The 19,210-nt window shown below is 75.1% G+C and carries 15 protein-coding genes and 1 riboswitch; of the genes, 1 reads left to right on the forward strand and 14 read right to left on the reverse strand.

The genetic code is table 11. From position 1 onward, the window contains the following. Window positions 1-134: 134 nt before the first annotated feature. Genes cobC through cobM form a run of 6 tightly spaced genes read right to left on the reverse strand, consistent with a single transcriptional unit; the run spans window position 135 to window position 6,488 of the window. Window positions 135-1,190: an Rv2231c family pyridoxal phosphate-dependent protein CobC gene (gene cobC, locus ACIP5W_RS31015; RefSeq protein ID WP_401480573.1), complete on the reverse strand. Its 1,056-nt coding sequence runs from the start codon at window positions 1,188-1,190 to the stop codon at window positions 135-137. Continuing rightward, window positions 1,180-2,124 (reverse strand): sirohydrochlorin chelatase, encoded by a 945-nt coding sequence (locus ACIP5W_RS31020; RefSeq protein ID WP_401480575.1) that lies wholly within the window; start codon window positions 2,122-2,124, stop codon window positions 1,180-1,182. Before ACIP5W_RS31020 ends, cobC begins: the two co-directional genes overlap by 11 nt. Further along, window positions 2,121-2,711, reverse strand: coding sequence for a precorrin-8X methylmutase (locus tag ACIP5W_RS31025; RefSeq protein WP_401480577.1), 591 nt, complete (start codon window positions 2,709-2,711; stop codon window positions 2,121-2,123). Before ACIP5W_RS31025 ends, ACIP5W_RS31020 begins: the two co-directional genes overlap by 4 nt. Further along, window positions 2,708-4,390: a precorrin-3B C(17)-methyltransferase gene (cobJ, locus tag ACIP5W_RS31030; RefSeq protein ID WP_401480579.1), complete on the reverse strand. Its 1,683-nt coding sequence runs from the start codon at window positions 4,388-4,390 to the stop codon at window positions 2,708-2,710. Before cobJ ends, ACIP5W_RS31025 begins: the two co-directional genes overlap by 4 nt. After that, window positions 4,387-5,673, reverse strand: a complete 1,287-nt coding sequence (gene cbiE / locus ACIP5W_RS31035; RefSeq protein WP_401480581.1) for a precorrin-6y C5,15-methyltransferase (decarboxylating) subunit CbiE — start codon at window positions 5,671-5,673, stop codon at window positions 4,387-4,389. Before cbiE ends, cobJ begins: the two co-directional genes overlap by 4 nt. After that, window positions 5,670-6,488: a precorrin-4 C(11)-methyltransferase gene (gene cobM, locus ACIP5W_RS31040; RefSeq protein ID WP_401480583.1), complete on the reverse strand. Its 819-nt coding sequence runs from the start codon at window positions 6,486-6,488 to the stop codon at window positions 5,670-5,672. The genes cbiE and cobM overlap by 4 nt, the downstream gene beginning before the upstream one ends. Window positions 6,489-6,583: 95 nt before the next feature. Here cobM and ACIP5W_RS31045 point away from each other — a divergent pair, with 95 nt between their 5' ends. After that, on the forward strand, window positions 6,584-7,312 hold the full coding sequence (locus tag ACIP5W_RS31045; protein WP_401480585.1) for a ZIP family metal transporter: 729 nt from the start codon (window positions 6,584-6,586) through the stop codon (window positions 7,310-7,312). A gap of 89 nt (window positions 7,313-7,401) precedes the next feature. Here ACIP5W_RS31045 and cobI read toward each other — a convergent pair whose 3' ends face one another. The 8 genes from cobI to ACIP5W_RS31085 all read right to left on the reverse strand — a co-directional run bounded on the left by cobI (window position 7,402) and on the right by ACIP5W_RS31085 (window position 19,015). Next, window positions 7,402-8,151: a precorrin-2 C(20)-methyltransferase gene (gene cobI / locus ACIP5W_RS31050; RefSeq protein WP_401480587.1), complete on the reverse strand. Its 750-nt coding sequence runs from the start codon at window positions 8,149-8,151 to the stop codon at window positions 7,402-7,404. Then, the gene (locus ACIP5W_RS31055; protein WP_401480609.1) at window positions 8,148-9,605 is read right to left on the reverse strand and encodes a cobyrinate a,c-diamide synthase; all 1,458 of its coding nucleotides are present in this window, start codon (window positions 9,603-9,605) and stop codon (window positions 8,148-8,150) included. Before ACIP5W_RS31055 ends, cobI begins: the two co-directional genes overlap by 4 nt. Further along, on the reverse strand, window positions 9,602-10,201 hold the full coding sequence (gene cobO, locus ACIP5W_RS31060) for a cob(I)yrinic acid a,c-diamide adenosyltransferase (RefSeq protein ID WP_401480589.1): 600 nt from the start codon (window positions 10,199-10,201) through the stop codon (window positions 9,602-9,604). The genes ACIP5W_RS31055 and cobO overlap by 4 nt, the downstream gene beginning before the upstream one ends. Further along, entirely contained in the window at window positions 10,201-12,219 is a 2,019-nt protein-coding gene (locus ACIP5W_RS31065; RefSeq protein WP_401480591.1) for a putative cobaltochelatase, read from the reverse strand. Before ACIP5W_RS31065 ends, cobO begins: the two co-directional genes overlap by 1 nt. Then, a complete protein-coding gene (gene cobN / locus ACIP5W_RS31070; RefSeq protein WP_401480593.1) occupies window positions 12,216-15,872 on the reverse strand; it encodes a cobaltochelatase subunit CobN in 3,657 nt (1,218 codons plus the stop codon). Before cobN ends, ACIP5W_RS31065 begins: the two co-directional genes overlap by 4 nt. Then, window positions 15,869-17,449, reverse strand: coding sequence for a cobyric acid synthase (locus tag ACIP5W_RS31075; protein WP_401480595.1), 1,581 nt, complete (start codon window positions 17,447-17,449; stop codon window positions 15,869-15,871). The genes cobN and ACIP5W_RS31075 overlap by 4 nt, the downstream gene beginning before the upstream one ends. Continuing rightward, window positions 17,446-18,414 carry a cobalamin biosynthesis protein gene (locus ACIP5W_RS31080; protein WP_401480597.1) on the reverse strand — a complete coding sequence of 323 codons (969 nt, stop codon included), beginning with the start codon at window positions 18,412-18,414 and terminating at the stop codon, window positions 17,446-17,448. Before ACIP5W_RS31080 ends, ACIP5W_RS31075 begins: the two co-directional genes overlap by 4 nt. Before the next feature lie 99 nt (window positions 18,415-18,513). Next, window positions 18,514-18,634: riboswitch (cobalamin riboswitch) on the reverse strand. Between the two features lie 159 nt (window positions 18,635-18,793). Continuing rightward, on the reverse strand, window positions 18,794-19,015 hold the full coding sequence (locus ACIP5W_RS31085) for a hypothetical protein (protein WP_366060508.1): 222 nt from the start codon (window positions 19,013-19,015) through the stop codon (window positions 18,794-18,796). Between the last annotated feature and the right edge of the window lie 195 nt (window positions 19,016-19,210).

A 19,210-nucleotide genomic window follows, 5' to 3' on the forward strand; every position in this document is an offset into this window, starting at 1 on the left:
TTGAGGACGGGCGCTTGAGGACGAGGCGCTTGAGGACGAGGCGCGAAGCGCCGACAGGGGGTCCGCAGGCGCAGCCCCCGGGGACGGGAAGGGAAGGGGCGGCGGGGCGGAACACCCCCGGCGTCAGCCAGGCGTCACCCCGCCCCCACCACCGCCCCCACCGCCCGCAGGAACCCGTCCACCGTTCCGCGGTCCCGCACCGCGACCCGCAGCCACTCCTCACCCAGCCCGGGAAACGTGTCCCCGCGCCGCACCGCGTACCCGAGCGCACGCAGCTCCCGCCGCACCGCCACCGCCGCGGGCACCCGCACCAGCACGAACGGCCCCTCCGCGGGACCGGCCACCCGCACCCCGGCCCCCGCGAACCCCGCCAGCCCGGCCACGAGGTGCGCCCGGTCGGCGGCCACACGGTGCGCCGCGTCCGCCGCCTCGGCCAGTGCCCGCGGCGACACGCAGGCCTCGGCCGCCGCCAGCGCGGGTGTGGAAACCGGCCACAGCGGCTGGGCCCGCTCCAGTTCGCCGACGGTGTCCGGCGCGGCGAGGACGTACCCGATGCGCAGCCCCGCCAGCCCCCACGTCTTCGTCAGGCTGCGCAGCACCACCAGACCGGGCACGTCCGTCCGCCCGGCCAGGGCCTCGCGCTCGCCCGGCACCGCGTCCATGAACGCCTCGTCGACGACCAGCGTCCGTCCGGGCCGGGCGAGCCCGGCGACCACGGCGGCGGGGTGCAGCACCGACGTCGGGTTCGTCGGGTTGCCGACCACCACCAGATCGGCGTCCTCGGGGACGGCCGCCGCATCGAGCCGGAAGCCGTCCTCCTCCCGCAGCAGCACCCGGTCGACGCTGTGCCCCGCGTCCCGCAGCGCGGCCTCCGGCTCCGTGAACTGGGGGTGCACCACGACCGGCCGACGGACCTTCAGGGCACGGGCCAGCAGCACGAACGCCTCCGCCGCCCCCGCCGTCAGCAGCACCCGCTCGACCGGCAGCCCGTGCCGCGCCGCCACCGCCGCCCGCGCGGCCCGCCCGTCGGGGTAGGCCGCGAGCCCGGTCAGGGACGCGGCGACGTGCTCGCGCAGCCACGCCGGGGGCGTGTCCGCGCGGACGTTGACGGCGAGGTCGACCAGCGCCGAGCCGTCGTCGCGCACCTCCGCGTCCCCGTGGTGCCGCAGGTCGTGCCCGTCAGTGTGCATGGGAGTGCGCGTGCCCTCCGTGATGGTGGTGGCCGTGACCATGACCGTGGCCGTGGTCGTGGCCCTCGTCGTCGGGGTGGAAGTGCGGCTGCTGCGGCTGCCCCACCTTGTCCTCGAAGCCGGGCAGCGCGATCCGGTACACGCACGAGTCGCAGTTCATCCGCAGATCGCCCTTGACGGCCTCCGCGTACCGTTCCATCACCAGGTCCAGCAGCTCCGGCTCGGGCCCGATGACGTCCGCCGACCGCACCTCGGCCTCCGGGTGCGCGGCCGCCCACTCCTCGGTCTGGTCCCGCACCCGGTCCGGCAGGATCCCGGTGAAAAGGAAGTAGGGCAGGACGACGATGCGCCGCGCGCCGAGCCTGAGGCACCGGTCGAGCCCGCTCGGCACGTCCGGCGCCGCCAGCGACACGAACGCGGTCTCCACACCGGCGTACCCGCGCCCCTCCCACAGCAGCCGGGCCGCCTTGTGCACCTCGGCGTTGGCGTCCGGGTCGGTCGAGCCGCGCCCGACGAGCAGGACGGTCACGTCGGCCAGGTCCTCGGGCGTGCGCGCGCCGCCCAGCGCCTCGTCCAGCCGCCGCTCCAGCACGTTCAGCAGCGCCGGGTGCGGGCCCAGCGGACGGCCGTACGTGTAGGAGATCCCCGGGTGCCGCTCCTTCTCCCGGGCCAGCGCCGCCGGGATGTCCCCCTTGGCGTGACCGGCGGACACCAGCATCAGCGGGACGGCCGCGAACCGCCGTACGCCGCGCTCCACCAGGTCCGTCACCGCCTCGCCCAGCGGCGGCGGGGACAGCTCGATGAAGCCGCCCGCGACGGGCAGTTCGGGGTGGCGGCGGCCCAGCTCCCGGACGAAGTCACGGAACGCCTCGGCTCCGGCCTCGTCCCGGGTGCCGTGGCCGGCGATGAGCAGGGCGGGCGGCGGGGTGGTCACTGTTTCTCCTCGGAGTGCGAAAGGGGGGTGTACAGCAGGGCGTTGAGCGCGGCGGCGGCGACCGCCGAACCGCCCTTCTCGGACACGTTGCTCACGGCGGGCAGGCCGCTCTCGCGCAACGCGGCCTTGGACTCGGCCGCGCCGACGAAACCGACGGGCAGGCCGATGACGAGCGCGGGGGAGGCGTCGAGGGTGAGCAGCTCCTCCAGGGCGGTCGGCGCGCAGCCGATCACCCACAGGGCGCCGGGCCCGACCTGCTCGTACGCCAGCCGGACCGCGTGCGCCGAACGCGTCAGTCCGGGACCGGCGACCGCGTCCCGGAGCCGGCAGACGGTCTCCCGCCGCGTGATGCCGGCGGCCACCATCTCCACGTCCACGACCACCGGCGCCCCGGCGTGCAGCGCGGCGTGCGCCTTCTCCAGGGCGCCCTCGTCCATGACGAGATCGCCCGCGTACTCCAGGTCGGCGGCGGAGTGGATCACCCGCTCCACCACCGCCCGGGTCAGCGGCGGGAAGTGCGAGGTGTCCAGGCGGGCGCGCAGCCGCCGGAAGGACTCCTGCTCGATCGGATGAATCACGCGGTTCACTCGGACTCCTCCTGCCAGCGGTAGCCGCGCGGCGTCACCATGCGGCCGGCGATGTCCCGGGTCGCCGTGTTGCCCACCGTCACGACCGTCATCATGTCCACCGTCGCCGGGTCGAGCAGCGCGAGCGTCGTCACCCGCGCGGTGCCGTCCGGGCGGGAGGCGTTGCGCACGACGCCCACCGGGGTCGTCGGCTCCCGGTGCCCGGCGAGGATCGCCAGCGCCTTCGGCAACTGCCAGTCCCGGCCCCGGCTGCGCGGGTTGTAGAACGTCACCACGAGGTCCGCCTCGGCCGCCGCCCGCACCCGCCGCTCGATGACCTCCCACGGCGTGTGCAGGTCGGACAGGCTGATCGACACGTGGTCGTGGCCCAGCGGCGCGCCCAGGAGCGCGGCGGCGGCCAGCGCGGCGGTCACCCCCGGCACACCGACCACGTCGATGTCGTCGGACGCCTCCGCGAGCGCGGGCGAGGCCATGGCGTACACCCCGGCGTCCCCGCTGCCGATCAGCGCGACGGCGTGCCCGCGCCGGGCCTCGGCGACGGCCGTGCGGGCCCGCTCCTCCTCCGCGCCGAGCCCGGACTCCAGGACCCGGGTGCCGGGCCGCAGCAGGTCACGGATCTGGTCGACGTACTGGTCGAGGCCGACGAGCACCGAGGCGCGCCGCAGCTCCGCCTTCGCACGCGGGGTGAGCAGGTCGCGGGCGCCGGGCCCGAGCCCGACCACCGCGAGCCGGCCGCGTCCGGGCCGCCGTACGACGGCACAGGTCGCCGTCGCGGGGACACCGGCCGACTTGCGCTTGGGCACGAGGAGTTCGCCGCCGCCGGCCAGGGCGGCGGCCTCGGCGACGGACGGGGTGCCCACGGCGGCGAGGGGCGCGTCGGAGGGGTTCGGCACCGGCACCGCCGCCAGTTCCCCGGCCGGGTACGTCACCACCGGCACACCCAGCCGCTCGGCCGCCCCCACGATGCCCGGCTCCTCGCGCTTGGCGTCCACGGTGGCCAGCTCGGCGACGCTGCGCGCGGACAGACCCGCGTCCCGCAGGGCCGACTCGATCACGTCGAGCACTTCACCCACCGGAGCGCCCTTGGACGCACCGACCCCCACCACCAGCGACGGCGGACGCAGCAGCACCTCCCGCTCGGCGGGCGGGGCGGCCCGGTCGGTGAGGCGCACGGTCCAGGCGCCCCGCTCGGCGAACGGCACCGGCGGCAGCGGCCACGCCACCTCCGCGCGCAGCGCGACCGGCTCCCCGTCCAGCAGGGCCCGCGTCACGCCCGCGACATCGCCCTCCACGGGCATGCCGAGGGTGTCGAGACCGGGGATGCCGACGGCGTCCGTCGCCGTGGTCACCACGGGCACCGCACCCAGCGACTCGCCCACCTCGCGGGCCAGGTCGTTGGCGCCGCCCGCGTGCCCGCCGACCAGCGGCACCGCGAACCGGACCGCCTCGTCGACGCACACCACACCCGGGTCGGACGCCTTGTCGGACAGCAGGGGCGCGAGGAGCCGTACCACCGCGCCCGTCGCCAGGAAGCACACGAGCTGCTCGCACTCCGCGAACGCCCGCCGGACGGCGTCCCCGACGGGCCCGTCGTACACGCGCGTGCGGTCCGGCCACGCCGCGGCCAGCCGGTCGCGCGCCGCCGCCCCCGCCGCGGTGGCGGAAATGAGGCCGATCACTGGGCAACTCCTTCTTCGGGGACTTCTGCAGAGTCTTCTGCAGGTACTTCTTCAGGGACGGGGGTTCTCGACCCCCACAGCAGGAAGACGGGATTGGTCGCCGCCAGCCGGGTCACGTCCCCCGGCAGCGGGGCCAGCCGCGAGGACTGCAGCAGGACGCCGTCGACGTCGAACCCGGCCTCCGTGAGCGCGGCCCGCGCCGCGGGCACCCGGTCCAGCGCGGCCATCGCGACGACCACGGTCCGCCGGGCCCGGCGCGCGCACGCCCCGACGATGCCGGGCAGCTCCCGCCCGCCGCCGCCGACGAACACCGCGTCCGGATCGTCGAGTCCGTCCAGCGCCTGCGGCGCGCTGCCGTGCACCACGTGCACGTCGACGCCGTGCGCGGCCGCGTTGGCGCGGATCCGTCCGACGCCGTCCCCGGACTTCTCCACGGCGCTGACCGCGGCGCCCAGCCGCGCGCACTCCACGGCCACCGACCCCGAACCGGAACCCACGTCCCAGACCAGGTCGCCGGGGCGCGGCCCGAGCCGGGCCAGGGCCAGCGCCCGCACCTCGAACTTGGTGATCATCGAGTCGCGGTGCGCGAAGTCGCCCTCGTCCAGCGCCCACCCGGCGGGCCCGCGCACCGGCCCCGCCAGCGTCCGCACCGGACCGCAGGCCCGCGCCTCGTCCAGGCACAGCACGACACTCACCGCCGTCCCCCAGTCGCGGGCCGCCGCCTGCGCGGGCGTGACCCGCTCCACGCGCTCGCGCGCCGGGTCGCCCAGCGCCGAGGCGACGACGAGGACCCGGCCGGGAGCGGTCCGGGTCAGCGCGGCGCCCAGCTCGGCGGGACCGGCACCGGGCCCGGTCAGCACGGCCACCTTCGGATGTGCCCGGCACACCTGGACCGCCGTCCGCGGATCCCGCCCGTGCGCGCTGACGACGACGGCGTCCTCCCAGGTCAGCCCGAGCCGCGCGAACGCGGTGGCGACCGAGGAGACTCCCGGCACGACCTCCAGCCGGTCCGCGCCGAACCGCTCGGCGAGCGCCCGCACGATCCCGAAGAACCCTGGGTCCCCGGACGCCAGCACCACCACCCGCCGCTCCTCGGCGACGTACCTCTCGACGACGTCGAGAGCGGGCGCCAGCGGCCCCAGCACGATCCGCTCGGCGCCCTCCGGCAGCTCCACGGCGTCCAGGTGGCGCCGTCCGCCGACGACGAGGTCCGCGCCCGCCGTCACCGCCGCGGGGACGGGCGCCCCGGTCCCCGTGCCGACGACGGTGATCGGACGGCTCACGTACGGGCACCCCGTTCGCGCAGGGCCCTGCGGGCCTCGGGGTCGGCCTTGCGGTGGCCGTGGAAGTGACCGGGGTGGTAGAGGTGCGAGCGGGTGCCGTGCGCGGCGAGCGCCGGGCCGATCAGGAACAGCGTGTGCTTCCACAGCTTGTGCTCCTTGACCGTCTCCTCCAGCGTGCCGATCGTGCACCGCACGACCAGCTCCTCCGGCCAGGTCGCCTGGTGGGCGACGACCACCGGGGTGGCCGTCGGGTAGCCGCCCTCCAGCAGCTCCCGCACCAGCTGTCCGCTGCGCGCGGCCGACAGGAAGACCGCCATGGTCGTGCCGTGCCGGGCGAACTCCCGCACCTCCTCGCCGGGCGGCATGGGCGTCTTGCCGCCGCCGAGCCGGGTGAGGATCACCGACTGCGCCACCTCGGGGATCGTCAGCTCGCGCCGGGCCAGCGCGGCGACGGCGGAGAAGGAGGACACCCCGGGCACGATCTCGGTGGCGATGCCGATCTCGTCGCAGCGGTCGACCTGCTCCTGCGTGCCGCCCCACAGGGCGGGGTCGCCGGAGTGGATCCTGGCGACCTTGACGCCGTCCCGGTGCGCCCGTTCGTAGACGGCGACGACGTCCTCCAGGGACATGGTCGCCGAGTCGAGGATCTCCGCGTCCTCGCGCGCGTGCTCGAGGACCTCCGCCTGGACCAGGCTCGCGGCCCAGATCACGACATCGGCCTCGGCGATGGCGCGGGCGGCACGGAAGGTCAGCAGGTCGGCGGCGCCGGGACCGGCGCCGACGAAGGTCACCTTGCCGGTGGGGGCGTCGGCCATGGGTTCGGGTCCTCTCATGACGGGGTGGAGTGCGGGGCGGGATACGGGTGGTGGCGAAGGTGCGTGGCCGGGGCCCGATCGGATACGAAGGGCACATGGCGGTGTTCGTCGCGCTCGGCGCGTTCCTGATGACGTTGGCCGGCGGCTGGACCGCACAGCGCGTGACCGACCGCCGCCACCTGGTGCTGGGCCTGGCCGGGGGCCTGATGCTCGGCGTGGTCGGTCTGGATCTGCTGCCGGAGGCCCTGAAGGCGGTCGGCGCGGAGGTCTTCGGCGTGCCCGCCGCGCTGCTGCTGTTCGTGGCGGGCTTTCTGCTGGCCCATCTGGTGGAACGTCTGCTGGCCCACCGGCAGGCCTCGCACGGCGCCGTCGAGCACGACGGCCGCAGCCCCCAGGTGGGCCTCACGGCGGCCGCGGCGATGGTCGGTCACAGCGCCATGGACGGCGTCGCGATCGGTGCGGCCTTCCAGGTCGGCGACGGCATGGGCACGGCCGTCGCCCTGGCCGTCATCGCCCACGACTTCGCGGACGGCTTCAACACGTACACCATCACCAGCCTGTACGGGAACGACCGCCGCAGAGCCCTCACCATGCTGGTCGCGGACGCCGCCGCACCGGTCGTCGGCGCCGCCTGCACCACGTTCGTCACCATCCCCGAGCCACTGCTCGGCGGCTACCTCGGCTTCTTCGCCGGCGGACTGCTCTACCTGGCGGCGGCCGAGATCCTCCCCGAGGCCCACCACGAACACCCCGCCCGCTCGACGGTGCTGTGCACGATCGCGGGCGCGGCCTTCATCTGGCTGGTGGTCGGCCTGGCGCAGTGAACCGGCCGCCGCCCGGCAGCGGGCGCCGACGACGGGGCCGGTGGCCGGGCGGCGGGGGGTCCCGGCGGCCGCCTCCGGGGCGGGGCGTCTCACAGTTTGCCGCCCCGTCCGCCGTCGCGTCGCGCGGGCGCGATGAGCGTCGAGAGGTAGGGAAGGGGCTCCCCGGCCAGCTCGGCGGCGGGCCGGATCGACTCCTCGGGCAGCCCGAGCGCCGATCCCCACACCGCGTCCTCGAGCCGCCCGGTCTCGCGCAGCGCCTCCGCGACCTCGGCGGCCTGCCGGCCGAACTTGTAGGCGACGACGGTGCCGGGTCCGGCCAGGGCGTCCTTCAGCACGGCCGACCCCGCCGTCACGGGCACCAGCGTCAACGGCTCGGTTCCCTCGGTCAGTACGGCCCCCGACCGCGCCGCGAGGTCCTGCATGGCGGTGATCCCGGGCACCGTCTCCACGACCGTGCCCGGCACCAGCTCCCCGACGGTGTGGGCGAGATACGTGAACGTCGAGTACACGTTCGGGTCGCCGATGGTGGCGAAGGCGACGGTGCCGACCTGCGTGAGCAGCTGCGCCACCCGCTCCCCGGCGACGTCCCAGGCGGTCTCCCGCCGGCCCCGGTCGGTCCGCTCGTTCAGCGCGAACGCCACCCGGACGACCTTCTCCGCGGGCACGTAGTGGAGCACGGTGGCCTCGGCACGCCCCCGTTCCCCGCCCGCCGTTCCGTCGGGCGTGGCCATCACGGGGACGACGACCACGTCGGCGGCCCGCAGAGCGTTGACGCCCTTCACGGTCACCAGCTCCGGATCCCCGGGACCGACCCCGACTCCGATCAGCCTGCTGCTCATGACGTCCGGCACCTCTCCACGAACCGACGGGCCGCACCGGGCGACGACGCCCAGTGCGTGTGCAGATAACTCGCGTGCACACCGCGCTCCACGAAACCCTCGACCCGCTTCACGGGAGCGAGGACCCCCCACGCGGGAGCCGCCCCGGCGCCCGGCTCGACGACGGTGCGGTGGAACTCGTGCCCCCGCATCCGCGTCCCCGCCGCGGCGAGCACGCTGTCGCCCACGGCGACGGCGTCCCGGTAGCCGAGGGTGAGCCGCCCGGTCATCCGGGCCGTGGCGTCGAGCACCCCGCACATGGGCCGCCCGTCCAGCTCCCGGCACAGATACAGCAGTCCGGCGCACTCGGCGGCGACCGGCGCCCCGCTCTCCGCGAGCGCGCCGACCTCCTTGCGGAGCCCCTCGTTCGCGGACAACTCGGCGGCGTACACCTCGGGGAACCCGCCCCCCACCACCAACCCGCTGGTTCCGGGCGGCAGTTGCTCGTCCCGCAGCGGATCGAAGGTCACGACGTCGGCTCCGGCGGCGGTGAGCAGCTCGGTGTGCTCGGCGTAGGAGAAGGTGAACGCGGCCCCACCGGCGACGGCGATCGTGGGTGCCGGCCCCTCGGCCGACCGGGCCGGGCGGTCATCGCCGGGCCGGGCTGTGATCCCGGTCCCGGGCACGGCCCCGGCCTCGATCCCAGCCACGGCCCCGGCCCCGGTTGCGGCCCCGGCCACGGCGCCGGTCGCGTCCCAGGCCGCACCCGGCAGTGCCCCCGCACCACGCGCCAGCGCGGCCAGCGCCTCCAGATCACACCCGGCCAGGACCTGCGCCGCCATGGCGGCCACCGCCTCCACCGCCGACGCCCCGCGCTCGGCCACCGGCACCAGCCCCAGGTGCCGCGACGGCGTCTCCACCGCCGCGGCCCGCCGCAGCACGCCCAGCACCGGCACCCCCACCGACTCGAGCGCCTCCCGCAGCAACGCCTCGTGCCGGTCGGAGGCGACCTTGTTCAGGATCACGCCCCCGATCCGCACCTGCGGGTCCCACGACACGAACCCGTGCACCAGCGCCGCCACCGACCGCGACTGCGACGACGCGTCCACGACCAGCACCACCGGCGCCCGCAGCAGCTTCGCCACCTGCGCCGTGGAGGCCAGCTCACCCTGCCCCGCGGCCCCGTCGTACAGCCCCATCACGCCCTCGACGACGGCGATGTCGCACCCGCGCGCCCCGTGCAGGAACAGCGGAGCCACCAGCTCCGGCCCGCACAGGTACGCGTCGAGGTTGCGCCCCACCCGCCCGGTGGCGAGCGCGTGGTACCCGGGATCGATGTAGTCCGGTCCCACCTTGTGCGGGGACACGGCGAGCCCCCGCGCGGCGAACGCGGCCATCAGCCCCGTGGCGACGGTGGTCTTGCCGCTGCCCGACGAGGGCGCGGCGACGACCAGCCGCGGGACGCAGGACGTCACCACTCGATGCCCCTCTGCCCCTTCTGCCCCGCGTCCATGGGGTGCTTGACCTTGGACATGTCGGTGACGAGGTCGGCGAAGTCGACGAGCTTCTCCGGCGCGTTCCGCCCGGTGATCACGACGTGCTGGGTACCGGGCCGGTCGCGCAGCACCTCCACGACCTCGTCGGTGTCGATCCACCCCCAGTGCATCGGGTACGCGAACTCGTCCAGCACGTACAGCCGGTACGTCTCGGCGGCCAGGTCGCGCTTGACCTGCTCCCAGCCCTCGCGGGCCTTCTCCTCGTTGTCCGTCTGCGCGTCCCGCTGGACCCAGGACCAGCCCTCGCCCATCTTGTGCCAGGCGACGGTCCCGCCCTCCCCGGAGTCCCCGAGCACCCGCAGCGCCCGCTCCTCGCCGACCTTCCACTTCGCCGACTTGACGAACTGGAACACCCCGATGGGCCACCCCTGGTTCCAGGCCCGCAGCGCGAGCCCGAACGCGGCCGTCGACTTGCCCTTGCCGACCCCGGTGTGCACGACGACCAGCGCCCGGTTGCGTCGCTGACGGGTCGTCAGCCCGTCGTCCGGTACGGCACTCGGCTGTCCCTGCGGCATTACGCGGCCCTCCTCGAAGTCCCCTGCACGTCCCTGACCAGCCCGGCGATCGCGTCCGCCCGCAACTCGTCGAGCGTGACGGCGCTGCCGCCCAGCTCGGCCGCGAGCCGCCCGGCGAGCCCCAGCCGTACCGGCCCCGACTCGCAGTCCACGACCACGGACGCGACCCCGTCGGCCGCGAACAGCCGGGCCGCCCGCCCGGCGAGGGCGACGGGCTCGGGCCCGCCGGTCGCCCGCCCGTCCGTCACCACGACCACCAGCGGCCGCCGGGCGGAGTCCCGCAGCCGCTCCACCCGCAGCACGTCGTGCGCCCTGAGCAGCCCTGCCGCCAGCGGCGTACGCCCCCCGGTCGGCAACGACTCCAGCCGCACCGCCGCCGCGTCCACGGACGAGGTCGGCGGCAGCGCCACCTCGGCGGCCGACCCCCGGAACGTCACCAGCCCCACCTTGTCCCGCCGCTGGTAGGCGTCGAGCAGCAGCGACAGCACCGCGCCCTTGACGGAGCTCATCCGCTGCCGCGCCGCCATCGAACCGGAGGCGTCGACCACGAACAGCACGAGATTGGATTCGTGCCCTTCTCGCACCGCCTGCCGCAGATCGTCACGGCGCACGACGAGACCGCGCCCGGAGCGCCCGCGCGCCCGCTGGTGCGGCGCCGCCGCCTGCACGGTCGCCGCCAGGTGCAGCTTGGACAGCGTCCCCCGGGGCCGCCGGGACCCGGTGGTCCGCCCCTGCTCGGTCCGCGCCCGCGACCGCCGCCCGGCGGCGCCCTCCCCGACACCGGGCACGCTCAGCGCCTTGGTCCGGAAGGGCTCGGCGGCACGCGCCGGCTGCTGCTCACCGGCGCCGCCCCCCGAGGTCTGCGGCTCACCGCTCTCCCCGGCCTCCTCCCCGGCCTCGGGCCGCGCCCCGGTGTCACCGCCCTCGGGCCCCTCCGACGGCGGCTGCCCGCCGCCCCCGCCGGGCCCGTCCGGACCGGGGTCCGGGTCGGGGTCCTCGTCGTCGGACCCGCCGAACTCCTCCAGTGTCTCGTCGAGCTTGTCCTCGTCGAGCCCTGGCGCGTCGAACGGGTTGCGGCGGCGCCGGTGCGGCAGCGCGAGCAGCGCGGCCTGCCGCACGTCCTCCGCGAGCACCTCGGTCCGCCCGGCCCACGCCGCCAGCGCGGTGGCCGTCCGCGCCATGACGATGTCGGCCCGCATGCCGTCCACCTCGAACGCCGCGCAGGTCGCCGCGATCTGCCGCAGCGCCCCGTCGCCCAGCCGCACCGACGGCAGCAGCTCCCGCGCGGCGACGATCCGCTGCCGCACGGCGGCCTCCTCGCCGGCCCAGCGCGCGGCGAAGCCGGCCGGGTCGTCGTCGTACGCCAGCCTCCGCCGCACGACCTCCACCCGCTGGTCGGGCTCCCGGGAGGCGGCGACCTCGACCGTGAGACCGAAGCGGTCCAACAGCTGGGGACGCAGTTCGCCCTCTTCTGGATTCATGGTCCCGACGAGCAGGAACCGTGCGGCGTGCCGCACGGAGACGCCCTCACGCTCGACGTACGAGGCGCCCATCGCTGCCGCATCCAGCAGCAGATCCACCAAATGGTCATGCAACAGGTTGACTTCGTCGACGTACAGGATCCCGCGGTGCGCGTCGGCGAGCAGGCCGGGCTCGAAGGCCTTCACGCCCTCCGCCAGCGCCCGCTCGATGTCGAGGGCGCCGACCAGCCGGTCCTCGGAGGCGCCGACGGGCAACTCGACCATGCGCGCCGGGCGTTCGGCCCCGGGCCCCGGCTCGTGCGGCCCGTCCGGGCAGGCGGGGTCCGGCGCCACGGGGTCGCAGGAGAACCGGCAGCCGGGGACCACGGAGACCTCGGGCAGCAGCGCCGAGAGGGCGCGCACGGCGGTGCTCTTCGCGGTCCCCTTCTCGCCGCGCACGAGCACCCCGCCCACCGCCGGCGACACGGCGTTCAGCAACAGCGCGAGCCGCAGGTCGTCCTGGCCGACGACGGCCGTGAACGGGAACGGGGTACTCACTGGTCGTCACCCTCCAAGTCGCCCTCCAGCTCCAGGTATGTCGCCCGGAGCCGTTCGATCGTGTCCGCGTCCGGCTCCGCCCACAGCCCGCGGTCGGCCGCCTCCAGCAGCCGCTCGGTGATGCCGCGCAGCGCCCACGGGTTGGACTTCCTCATGAAGTCCCGGTTCTCCGGGTCGAAGACGTACTCGGCGCTGAGCTTCTCGTACATCCAGTCGTCGACCACGCCCGCCGTGGCGTCGTAGCCGAAGAGGTAGTCGACGGTCGCCGCCATCTCGAAGGCACCCTTGTACCCGTGGCGCCTCATGGCGCTCATCCACCGAGGGTTGATGACACGTGCGCGGAAGACCCGGTGCGTCTCCTCACCCAGCGTCCTGGTCTTCACCTGGTCCGGGACGGCGGAATCCCCGACATACGCCTCCGGGCTCGCGCCCGTCAGGTGCCGCACCATGGCGACCATGCCGCCGTGGTACTGGAAGTAGTCGTCCGCATCCGCGATGTCGTGTTCGCGGGTGTCCACGTTCTTCGCGGCGACGGCGATCCGCCGGAACGCCGTCTCCATGTCCCCGCGCGCCGCCCGCCCGTCGAGCCCGCGCCCGTAGGCGTAGCCGCCCCACACCGCGTACACCTCGGCGAGGTCGGCGTCCGAGCGCCAGTTGCGGGCGTCGATCAGCGGCAGCAGCCCGGCGCCGTACGCGCCCGGCTTGGAGCCGAAGACGCGGGCCGTCGCGCGGCGCCGGTCGCCGTGCTCGGCGGTGTCCTCGTCGGCGTGCGCCTTGACGTAGTTGACGTCGGCCGGCTCGTCCAGCTCGGCCACCGCCCGTACCGCGTCGTCGATCAGCCCCACGACGTGCGGGAACGCGTCGCGGAAGAACCCGGAGATGCGGACCGTGACGTCGATGCGGGGCCGGCCCAGTTCCGCCGCCGGCACGATCTCGAAGCCGGTCACCCGGCGCGAGGCGTCGTCCCACACCGGGCGGCAGCCCAGCAGCGCGAGGATCTCGGCGATGTCGTCGCCCTGGGTGCGCATGGCCGAGGTGCCCCACACCGTGAGGCCGACCGACTTCGGGTACGCGCCGGTGTCCGTCAGGTACCGCTGCACCAGCGAGTCGGCGAGGGACTGGCCGACCTCCCAACTCAAGCGGGAGGGGATGGCCTTGGGGTCGACCGAGTAGAAGTTGCGGCCGGTCGGCAGGACGTTGACCAGCCCGCGCGTCGGCGAGCCGGACGGGCCGGCCGGGACGTAACCGCCGTTCAGCGCACGGAGGATGTGCGCGATCTCGTCGGTGGTGCGCTCCAGCCGGGGCACGACCTCCGTGCAGGCGAACTCCACCACCGCGACGGCGTCCGGGAGTTCGGTGCCCAGCACCTCCCGGACGAGCGCGCGGCTCTCACCGGCCGCCCAGCCCCGCGCCTCCATGCCCTCCGCGATCCGCCGGCACAGCTGCTCCAGCAGGTCGATCGCGTCGGCGGCGCTGCGCGAGGGGCCCGGCACCAGGTCCGTCAGCTCCACCGGGACCTTCACCGGCGCCCCCGGCTCGGCGAGCAGTTCCTTCTCGGCCAGCCCGAAGTGCTCCGCCAGGCAGGCCCGCAGGCCGGGCAGCGCGTTCGCCCGCCCGCCCCACACCTGCGAGGCCCGCAGCACGGCCAGCACCAGGTTCACGCGCGGCTCGCCCACCGGCCCGCCGCCCAGGACGTGCAGGCCGTCGCGGATCTGCACGTCCTTGATCTCGCACAGGTAGCCGTCGATGTGCATGACGAACTCGTCGAACGCCTCGTCGTCCGGCTGGTCGTCGACGTGCAGGTCGTGGTGCAGTTCGGCCGCCTTCACCAGCGTCCAGATCTGCGCCCGCACGGCCGGCGCCTTCGCCGGGTCGAGGTCGGAGACGAGCGCGTACTCGTCGAGGAGCTGCTCCAGTTTGGCCAGGTCGCCGTAGGTGTCGGCGCGCGCCATCGGCGGCACCAGGTGGTCGACGACGGTGGCGTGCCCGCGCCGCTTGGCCTGGGTGCCCTCGCCGGGGTCGTTGACGATGAACGGGTAGACCAGCGGGAGTTCACCGAGTACGGCGTCGGGGGCGCAGCCGCCGCTGAGGCCCAGTCCCTTGCCCGGCAGCCACTCCATCGTGCCGTGCTTGCCCATGTGGACGACGGCGTCGGCGCCGAAAGCGTTCTCGAGCCACCGGTACGCCGCCATGTAGTGGTGCGACGGCGGCATGTCGGGGTCGTGGTAGATCGCGATCGGGTTCTCGCCGAAGCCGCGCGGCGGCTGGATCATCACGACGACGTTCCCGAAGCGGAGGGAGGCCAGCACGATGTCGTCGCCGTCGACGTACAGGCCGCCCGGCGGCTCGCCCCAGGCGTCGAGCATGCCCTGCCTGAGGTCCGGGTCGAGCCTGTCGAACCAGGCCCGGTAGTCGGCCAGCGGCACCCGCGCGGGCGCGGCGGCGAGCTGCTCCTCGGTGAGCCACTCGACGTCGTGGCCACCGGCCTCGATCAGCCGGTGGATCAACTCGTCGCCGTTGTCGGGGTATTCGGTGAGCGAGTAGCCGGCGTCCCGGAGGGCGTCGAGGACCCGGACGGCGGAGGCGGGCGTGTCGAGGCCGACCGCGTTGCCGACCCGCGAGTGCTTGGTGGGGTAGGCGGTGAAGACGAGGGCGAGCTTCTTGTCGGCGTTCGCCTTGTGCCTGAGCCGGGCGTGCCGTACGGCGATCCCGGCGACGCGCGCGGCCCGCTCGGGGTCGGCGACGTAGACCGGGACGTCGTCCGGGCCCTGTTCCTTGAAGGAGAAGGGGACGGTGATCAGCCGCCCGTCGAACTCGGGGATCGCGACCTGCATCGCCGCGTCCATGGGGGAGAGGGCGGCGTCGGAGGCGTCCCAGGCGGCCCTCGAGGAGGTGAGGCACAGGCCCTGCAGCACCGGCACGTCGAGATCCGCGAGGGCCCCGATGTCCCAGGCCTCCTCGTCACCGCCCGCCGACGCCTGTGAGGCGTGCGTGCCGCCCGCGGCCAGCACGGTCGCGACCAGGGTGTCCGCCGTGCCGAGGATCTCGTACAGGCCGGGGTCGGCGTCGCGCAGCGAACTGCAGTACACCGCAAGGGCGTTGGAGCCCGTCGCCTCGATCGCGTCGCACAGCGTGTCCACGAAGGCGGTGTTGCCGCTCAGTTCGTGCGCCCGGTAGAAGAGCACGCCGACGGTCGGCCGGCCCTCCTGGAGCACCCGGTTCCCGTGGACGCCGTACGCGGGCATCCGCCGCGGCTCCTCGAACCCCTCGCCCGTCAGCAGGACGGTGTCGGAGAGGAACCGCGCCAGTTCGGTGAGGTTGGCCGGCCCGCCCTCGACGAGATACCGCAGCGCCTCCGCCACCACGCCGGCCGGTACGGACGACTCGGCCATCAGCTCCGCGTCCGGCACGGCCTCCCCGCCCAGCAGGACGGTGGGGATGCCGGACGCCTTCAGCGCGGCGAGCCCGTCCTCCCAGGCCCGCTTCCCGCCGAGCAGCCGTACGACGGCGACGTCCGAGCCCTCGATCAGGCCCGGAAGCTCCTCCGCGACGTCCACGCGGGTCGGATTGCCGATCCGGTACGAGGCACCGCCGGCGGCCCGGGCCGCCAGCAGATCGGTGTCGGCGGTCGACAACAACAACACTGTGCTCATGCGGGCGCTCCCGGTGGAATGAAAGGCAGTCCTTGCGGCGCGCCCGACTCGATGAGCCGCCACAGCGCGTCCGTGTCCGCGTGCTGTTCGATCAGGTCGCCGAGCCGGTCGAGCTGCGCCTCGCGCAGCGCGGCGAAGGAGGTCTCGGCGGCCGGCACGAAACGGCGGCCCGCGGCGGCCGCCACCTCCCGCAGGAACGCCCGGCGGAAACCGTCCGACTCCAGTGAGCCGTGCCAGTGGGTGCCCCAGGTCTGGCCGACCCGGCAGCCGTCCAGGCTGTGCCCTTCGTCATCGTGGATGAACGTCCGGCCTCCGGTGACGTCGGCGACCCCGTGATGGATCTCGTACCCCTCGACCCGTTCGCCGAGGGCCTCGCCGACGGGCCGGGTGAGGGTCTTCTCGCGGGCGAACCGCACCCGGACGGGAAGGACGCCGAGCCCCGCGACCTCGCCGGCGCGCGACTCGACCTCGTCCTCGATGTGCTCGCCGAGGATCTGGAAGCCGCCGCAGACGCCCAGCACGGGCCGCTGCTCGGCGACCCTGCGCAGGATGGCGTCCGCCAGCCCGCGCTCCCGCAGCCACTCCAGCGCCCGGACCGTCCCCCGGGTCCCCGGGAGCACCACGAGGTCGGCGTCGGCCAGTTCCTCGGGCCGGTCCACGAACCGCACGACGACGCCCGGTTCGGCGGCCAGCGCGTCCACGTCGGTGAAGTTGGACATCAGCGGCACCGCGCAGACGGCGACCCGCAGCACGTCCTCACCGACGGGCGCGGAGACGGCCGACTCCCGGACGGCGCCCCGCAGGGAGACCGCCATCCCGTCCTCCTCGTCGATCCCGAGCCCGTGCCGGAACGGCAGCACCCCGTACGTCCGACGCCCGGTCAGCCCGCGCAGCATGTCCAGGCCCGGCTCCAGCAGCGAGACGTCACCGCGGAACTTGTTGACGAGGAACCCGGCGACCAGTTCCTGGTCCTGCGGCGAGAGCAGCGCGACGGTCCCGAAGAAGGAGGCGAAGACGCCGCCGCGGTCGATGTCGCCGACGACGAGCACGGGGAGCCGCGCGTTGCGGGCGATCCCCATGTTCACGATGTCGGTCCGCCGCAGGTTGATCTCGGCGGGACTGCCCGCTCCCTCACAGATCACCGCGTCATACGTGCCCCGCAACTCGGCGAGACAGTCGAGAACGTTCCCGAGGAGTTCCTCCTGCCGTCCGCCGCGCAGCCTGCTCCCGGGGGACGATCCCCCGGGTTCCCCGGTCTCCCCGAAGAACCCGCGCGCGCTCATCTCACCGACCGGCCTGCCGAGCAGCACGACCTGACTGCTGCGCTCGCCGCCCGGCTTGAGCAGCACCGGATTCATCAGCGCCGTCGGCTCGATGCGGCAGGCCTGCGCCTGCATGGCCTGCGCGCGCCCGATCTCGGCGCCCTCGCGGGTCACGAACGAGTTGAGGGACATGTTCTGCGCCTTGAAGGGCGCCACCTTGACCCCCTGCCGCACCAGCCACCGGCAGATGCCGGCCGTGACGACGCTCTTGCCGGCGTCCGAGGTGGTGCCGGCGACGAGGAGACCCCCGCTCATGACGTACGCCCCTTCGCTCTCGCCGCGAGAACGCCCGCGGAGACGACGCGCGCGGCGACGGTGACGCCGAGCGCGAGCAGGCCGACGCGGCGGGAGAGCCGCGCGGCACGTTCGATGTCGTGGGCCACGACGGGCCGCCCCCGCTCGCCGTTCAGCACGGGCCGGTGCTCGACCCGCCCGCCGTACGACAGCGTCCCGCCCAGCCGCACCCCGAGGGCACCGGCGAACGACGCCTCCACGGGACCGGCGTTGGGGCTGGGATGCCTGCGCGCGTCGGCCCGCCAGGCCCGCACCGCCCCGCGCGGATCGTCGCCGGCGACGGCGGCCAGGACGGCGGTCAGCCGTGCCCCCGGCCATCCGGCGACGTCGTCCAGCCGGGCCGACGCCCACCCGAAGCGGAGGTGGCGCGGCGAGCGGTGGCCGACCATGGCGTCCAGGGTGTTGACGGCCCGGAACCCGAGCAGTCCCGGCACGCCGCCGACGGCCCCCCACACCAGGGCGCCCACGACCGCGTCGGAGGTGTTCTCGGCGACGGACTCGACGACCGCGCGGGCGATCCCGTCGGCGTCCAGGGCCTGCGGGTCCCGTCCGCACAGGTGCGGCAGCCGCGCCCGCGCGCCCTCGACGTCCCCCGCTTCCAGGGCCCGCCCGATGGTCCGGGCCTCCCGCACCAGTGACGTCCCGCCGACGACGGCCCACGCGGCGGCGCCGGTCAGCGCGACGGAGGCGGCGGGGGAGCGGCGTACGGCACGTGAGGCGAGGACCCCGAGGGCCACGGTGCCGCCGGCGCACACGGCGGTGTGCAGGGCGCCCCACCCGCGGTGGTCACGCCACAGCACCCGCTCCACGCCGGCTGCGGCCCGCCCGAACACGGCGACCGGATGCCCCCGGCGCGGATCGCCGAGGAGCAGGTCCCCCAGGAGGCCGGCGGCGGCACCGTACGCGTATCGGCGATCGGTACCCATCGGTTCAGCCGGCCGACGGGCCGGTCGACGACCTGGTGCTGTACCTCGAACGGCAGCCGAGCATGGCGATATGTCCTCACTCAGGGTGTCCACGCCCTGGTTCGACGAGACCGGCGACGAGAGTTCCTGGCTCCCGGGGGGTGTCTACCCCGGTGACAGTGGCGGGACCGCGCCGGATTCACACCGGCTTCCTCTTCTGTCGCCGTACATGGCCCCGGAAGTCCACCACGGGCCCGGAACGGCCGTCAACTCGCTGTTGACCTGCGGCGGGACAGTGTGCAGAACCCCACACACCGCCGGTCACGGCCTGCGCGCACGCGTGGGGCGCGGGACGGCGATCCGTCCCGCGCCCCACGCGCGTGTGTGTGCGTGCCGTCCGTCAGGCGACGATCAGCGAGATCCCGTAGGCCACCGCCCCGGCGCACGCCGCGAAGCACGCGTACGCGCCGGTGACGGCCAGGGTGGCGGAGCCGCCCTGGGCCGCGGCCCGCTCACGGCGGGAGAGGCCCATGATGCCGAGGGTGAAGAGGGCCACGAGGGCCACGGTGACGACGAGACTGACGCCGAAGACGGAGCCGAGAGCCGCCCAGTCGATCTTCATGCTGCTTCTTCCTTCGTACCGGTGGGGGCGGGACTCAGACGGTGGTGACGGTGGGAGCGGCCGGGGGGGGCGGCGCCCCCCGGGGGGGGGCGGGGGGCGGGGGGGGGGCGGGGGCCGGGCCCCCCGGGGGGGGGGGGGCGGCGGCGGGCGCGGGGGGGGGCCCGCCCGCCCGGCGCACCGGCACCGCGTCGCCGG

The organism is Streptomyces sp. NPDC088766 (genome assembly GCF_044750845.1).
Taxonomy (GTDB): Bacteria; Actinomycetota; Actinomycetes; order Streptomycetales; family Streptomycetaceae; genus Streptomyces.